General features: G+C 51.1%; 7 protein-coding genes and 1 pseudogene. 5 read left to right on the top strand and 3 right to left on the bottom strand.

The annotated features are described in order from the left end of the window. Positions 1–123: beta-ketoacyl synthase N-terminal-like domain-containing protein (locus tag OP495_RS16320; RefSeq protein WP_280570764.1), on the bottom strand; the 123-nt coding region annotated here is incomplete at its 3' end. A 114-nt stretch (positions 124–237) separates the two neighbouring features. Here OP495_RS16320 and OP495_RS16315 point away from each other — a divergent pair. Next, complete coding sequence (locus OP495_RS16315) at positions 238–882, top strand: TetR/AcrR family transcriptional regulator (RefSeq protein ID WP_280570763.1); 645 nt, start codon at positions 238–240, stop codon at positions 880–882. Between the two features lie 205 nt (positions 883–1,087). Here the strand turns inward: OP495_RS16315 and OP495_RS16310 are convergent, their stop codons facing one another. Continuing rightward, complete coding sequence (locus OP495_RS16310) at positions 1,088–1,765, bottom strand: phage integrase N-terminal SAM-like domain-containing protein (protein ID WP_280570762.1); 678 nt, start codon at positions 1,763–1,765, stop codon at positions 1,088–1,090. A gap of 217 nt (positions 1,766–1,982) precedes the next feature. Here OP495_RS16310 and OP495_RS16305 point away from each other — a divergent pair, with 217 nt between their 5' ends. The 4 genes from OP495_RS16305 (at position 1,983) to OP495_RS16290 (ending at position 4,903) form a co-directional block, all read left to right on the top strand. After that, on the top strand, positions 1,983–2,675 hold the full coding sequence (locus OP495_RS16305) for an AbiV family abortive infection protein (protein ID WP_280570760.1): 693 nt from the start codon (positions 1,983–1,985) through the stop codon (positions 2,673–2,675). Between the two features lie 82 nt (positions 2,676–2,757). Further along, entirely contained in the window at positions 2,758–3,423 is a 666-nt protein-coding gene (locus OP495_RS16300; RefSeq protein ID WP_280570759.1) for a hypothetical protein, read from the top strand. A gap of 376 nt (positions 3,424–3,799) precedes the next feature. Beyond that, on the top strand, positions 3,800–4,357 hold the full coding sequence (locus OP495_RS16295) for a nucleotide-binding protein (protein ID WP_280570757.1): 558 nt from the start codon (positions 3,800–3,802) through the stop codon (positions 4,355–4,357). A 102-nt stretch (positions 4,358–4,459) separates the two neighbouring features. After that, positions 4,460–4,903 carry a toll/interleukin-1 receptor domain-containing protein gene (locus OP495_RS16290; protein WP_280570755.1) on the top strand — a complete coding sequence of 148 codons (444 nt, stop codon included), beginning with the start codon at positions 4,460–4,462 and terminating at the stop codon, positions 4,901–4,903. Between the two features lie 254 nt (positions 4,904–5,157). Here OP495_RS16290 and OP495_RS16285 read toward each other — a convergent pair. Beyond that, positions 5,158–5,409: pseudogene (locus OP495_RS16285) on the bottom strand (acyl-phosphate glycerol 3-phosphate acyltransferase); the annotation flags it as partial.

Raw genomic sequence — 5,409 nt, 5'->3', positions numbered from 1 at the left:
ATCGAAACGCGTGATCGAAGAAATGCCGGAGTGGCCGGCCAGCAGGCGCTCCCAGTTGGCGTTGACGCCGCAACCGAGTGGGCTGACCATGCCCATGCCAGTGATGACGAGAGGTGAAGACATGCTAGTGTCCTGAACGAAATTGTATTCGTGCCACGCTAGCACCGAGCTTGATATGATCAAGATAATATTCAGCGTGTATTCAGCACCTATTCTGAGCAGCAACGTGAGGTCGCCATGTCCGACTCGACGAATCGCAAAGCCAAATCGCGCGAGCGCATTCTCAAATCGGCCGTCGAACTGTTCAGCCGCCAAGGCTTCGAGAAGGTCTCCATCGGCCAGATCATGAAACTGGCCAAGATGACCCACGGCGCCTTCTATGCTCACTTCGCCTCCAAGGAAGCGCTCTACCACGCCTCGGTGCGCGAAACCCTGGAAAGCAGCCGCGCGGCCAGGCTGGTCAAGGGACCGCTTTCGATGAAGCACCTCACGGAGCTGGTCTCCAACTGCTGGAACCTCCAGGAGCTGGAACGCAAGCACAAACCCGGGCCGGAAACGGTGCTGTTCAACGAAATCGGCAACGAGAACGCGGAGATCCGCACGCTGTTCGAAGCCTCGTACCTGCGCATGAAGAAGATGCTGGAAACCCGCCTCATCGCCCTCAGCCGCCTCAAGAAACTTCCCCTCGAACCCGACCGCGACGTCATCGCCGACAAATCCCGCGTCATCCTCTCCTCGCTGGTCGGCGCCGTCGCCATCGCCAAAAGCCTACCCGACGACCAGGAACGCCAGCACATCCTCGAAGCCGCCCAACGCAACATCCTGCAGATGCTCGGCGTCGACGAAAGCGAACTGGAAAACATGCTGGGTGAAGCCAGGTAGTCGACGCCTGCGTGAACCGGCTTCTTCTCATGCTTTCGTGGGCATTGCTCTCCCTGTAACGGCTAGTTACCGTACAGAAAAGACTACTTAAGAAGACTGATGACCAAGAAGTACGCAGAGACTATCGCATGGATGACAGCCGCTCATCGCCGCATGCACAGGTAGGGGCGGTAGCGTGGCTGAAGGCCCAAGTCCATGCTTCAGCCTAATGGGCTACGTACGCTGGTAAAGCTTCTCTCAGTACATGCGTATAAATCTGGGTGGTTTCCACGCTCTTGTGCCCCAACAGCTCCTGAACGGTACGAATATCCGTGCCCTGGCTCAGTAGCTGGGTGGCAAAACTGTGTCGCAACGTGTGACAGGAACCGGGGCGCGGCAACGATGCCCCTTTGCTAGACCTCACCGTGATGATTTGACGCTCGAAATCGATGTCACGAACACGTAGACGGCAAGTTTCGAGCACCCGCAATCCCGAGCCATACATCAAGGTTGCCATCAGATGCATGGAACCGGATAGCTGATTCAGCACGCACATCACTTGCTCGTGACTCAGCACTACCGGCAGTCGGCGCGGTTGCTTGGCATGCGAGAACTCCCCGATATCTCCTAGAGGCTGATCGAGCACATGGCGATAGAGAAAAACGAGGGCATTCAGGGCCTGATTCTGCGTGGCCGCCGCCACATGGCGCTGTACCGCAAGATGTTCCAGAAAAGCTTTCACTTCGGGGCCACCCATGCTGGTGGGATGACGCAAGCCATTGTAGCGAATGAAATAACGTATCCAGTAGCAGTAGGTCGTCACAGTGCGCGGGTTGTAGCGTTTCACCCTCATGATGGCTTTCACGCGATCCATCAGTTTTGGCGGTTGGTTGTAAGTATCCATGAGCCCTCGCATTAGTGTATTTTTATACAGCATTATAAGATTAACCAAAACGCGCAAGCATGCGAATCCTGAATAACGCGCCGAATTATGCTTAGCACAATGCGAAATCAATGGGTTAGGTGCGAAAAGGCGGGCTTGATAAGATTTCTTGAACGCGCAGCTCATTCAAGTGGCAAAATGAGCGTGCTATCTAATACCTGTTAAACGGATGAGACTCGTGTCGAAGAAACTGCCAAGTTATAAAGGAAAGTTAAGTTTTTCGCAGATAGCCGAAGGCATGACTGCTGCGTCGGAAAATGCGGCGCGCTTGGCGCAGGATGCCAAGCTCCTTCTTGACGCTGGGCGGCATCCGACAGCATGTTCTCTAGCAGCGCTTTCTATCGAAGAGTCAGGGAAGGTCTCAATACTTCGTGCTATGTCTCTTGCACGTGACGACAATGAGTTGAAGGAAGAATGGAAGCGGTACCGCTCCCACACGAACAAGAATGTGCAGTGGATTTTTCCTCAGCTCGTGGCTGAGGGAGCGAGAAGACTCGACGACCTTCGTCCCCTATTCGATAAAGATGCGGAGCATCCATACATTTTGGACCAGATTAAGCAGCTCGGGTTTTATACGGACTGTCTTAGCAATAAGGGACACTGGTCAATTCCCGACGAAGTAATTGATGGCGAGTTGGCAGACCAGCTGGTTTCCACGGCCGAGCTGCTGTCTTCCGCCTCCCCTACGTCAGAACGTGAGATTGAATTGTGGGTCGAGCATGTCGGCCCTGTCTGGAAAAAGGATATGAACTGGATGAAGCGTGCGGTGGCAAGTTGGTACGAGGCCATGCAGCAGGAAGGCTTAAAACCGGATGGTGAAAATGGCATGGAGAATTTTCTACATGACGGGATTGATCCAGATGACGTTTAACCAGGCGGTCAACCGGACCGCTTTTTCGCTGACGCTACAAAGCGTCCGGTTACCTCTGCGTTGGGCAGAGAGAGCCTGATATATGACTTCAAATAAGCCAGCTCGGCGTGATGAGCTAACCAGCAAGCAACGATTTTGGGGGGTGGTTGCTGCTTCGGCGCTAATCCTGATTGGGTTCCTCGTTTGGTACTTTCCGCCGATTCACTCTTTAGTAGAGCGAGGCCCTGATGGAAAGGCAATAAATACGATTTATGAGCAAGTCGACGGTACTACACCTTTCTCGATTCTCGTAATCGGCGGCCTTATCCTTCTCGGCTTTGTTTTGAATGGACTGAGGTTTACAAAGATAACGGCGGGCAGTGTTAGTGCTGAAGCCAAAGATGCTGGGGAAGCGGCAGAGGATTACTACGAAAGCACTGGCGGAGAGCGCGATGAAGAAGAGGTCAGTGTGGAAGATAAAGAGTCGCCGGAGCCAAGCGAATCGCCAATCACTTACGTCGAGCATGACGACGGGCGTTACTCTGTCTACTCACTTACAGCAGTTCCGGTGAGTGTTCTGGGGGATTCATTGTCGAAATGGCCCGAAGACGTCCCGAAACCGGACGACTTAAGTGCTTTCGAGTTTGCGACACGTAAAACCGGGAAAGGCAATCATCCCTGGACGATTAAATTCAAAGGGCGCAAGGCTTTAACGGTCTCCTATGGTGGCCATGGTAAAAGTGAGGCTACGGTGAGTGAGAGCGGTTGATGCCCAACAACTTGCTGAACCGGACGCTCGTACCTCGCGCCGGTTAGCGCTGCGTTAGGACAACTCAGAAATATAGGTAAATGAATCTAAGGAAGAAGTAGACGATTTTCCAGATCAGTATTGGCACTGCCATGTAGAGCTGGTTGGTGATGGGAAGAAGAAAGATAGGTCCGCAATATTCAATGATCTGACATTTGATGAGCTTAACCGGCAAATCCTAACGCCGTGGCGTTCTGGAAGGGCATTTACCGTTGACGGAATGATCGTCAAGAATATTAATGATGTTCAGAAAATTAAGATTACGCACACCTCACAACCAAAGTCTCATTTCGTTGAAAAACATAACAGTAGGATGAGAAGTTCTGGAATAGCCGATATGGCAACAGATCGTAGGCTATTGCCTTTATCCTCTGGGAAAGACTATACGCATGAGCTCCTGTTTAAAGAGCAAGAGGTAACTAATACGGTAGGAAACGTAGTTTCAGAAAATAGCAATAATGTTTTTATTGTTCATGGACATAATGAGCAGACTAAAGAGTCATCGGCAAGGTTCGTCGAAAAGCTAGGGCTAAATGCAGTAATTCTTCATGAACAACCCAATGAAGGGAAAACTATTATCGAGAAGCTGGAAAAGCATACCGATGCTGCATACGCTGTCATACTCTTTACCCCTGATGATGCGGGATCAAGTTCTTCATCACCAGAAGACCTTCAGCCTCGTGCGAGACAAAACGTCTTGGTTGAGCTTGGCTATATGGCTGCTAAGTTAGGGAGAGATCGGGTCTGCGTACTGAGAAAAGATAACGTGGAAATACCTTCTGATTTTCTTGGTGTTGTATACATTGACATAGATTCAGCAGGCGCATGGAGACTTGAGTTGGCGAAAGAGCTAAAGGTTTCTGGATTAAAAATAGATTTGAATCAAGCCATGTAGGCCCTAACCAGGCCAAGCACAGCGACGGCTTTTCCATTGCGGCTGCGCCTCCATTACAAAGCCGCGCGTGCTGCGGGCGTTAGCTTTCAAAAAGGATCAGGTATGATCGAAATATTCTTCTCGTATGCACACGAAGATGAAAGGCTTATGGATGAAGTTAGAAGGCAGATGATCGTTTATGAGCGGGAAGGATATTTGCTGAAGTGGCACGATCGCATGATTCCTCCAGGAGATCAGTGGAAAGGTACGATTGATGACCGTTTAAAAAACGCCAAGGTCATTTTACTTTTCCTTAGTCCGCACTTTATTGAGTCTCGTTATTGCTACGAAATTGAGGGCCAAGAGGCATTGAAGAGGAGTGCGAGTGGCGAAGCAGTTGTAATACCAGTCATTCTTAGGCCTTGTGCTTGGACAGCTTCACCCTATGGAGAATTGCAGGCGTTGCCCACAGATGGGAAGCCTATTTCAACGTGGGATAACATTGATATTGCTAGCCTTGAAGTAGCTGAGTCCATATTTGAAAAAATTAAAAAAATCGAAAGCTAACAAGGTGATCAACGGGACGTGGACCTCCCCCGGTTTAGTGGACACGCGCATCAGTACATGCCCTTGACGTCGCTTCGCTCTGTAAAGGTCGCTCCGCGTTGAGCCTGTAGAAAACCCCACTGACGGCGCCTTTTTGGCAGGATCAGGTAAACAGGCGAAGAGTGGCCGCCATACCCCGCTTCACGCCTTCAACCACGATCAAAACGCCACGCTGGCGACCTTCGTTAGCCGCCATGCCGAGGTGACGTTGGCCTCTATAGCTTTTGGTCCCTATGGTTTTTGGCCTCCCACAGTATTTTCACCGGCTCAGAAAGCCTTTCCGGTCGGCGAGGTGTTGCCTCGGCAAAGCCTTCGTAAAGCTTCTGCATGTCCGCTTCGATATCTTCGGTAGGCTGCAGGATGATAGGGAAAGTGAGCTGCTTTTTACGATAATCGGCCACTGCCAGAACTATCGGTACGCCGGCTTGTCGTGCAATGTGGTGAAAACCGGTTTTCCACTTCTTGGC

Source organism: Chromohalobacter sp. 296-RDG, assembly GCF_029889885.1.
In the GTDB taxonomy this organism is placed as follows: Bacteria; Pseudomonadota; Gammaproteobacteria; order Pseudomonadales; family Halomonadaceae; genus Chromohalobacter.
This window is presented reverse-complemented; position numbering and strand designations above follow the sequence as displayed.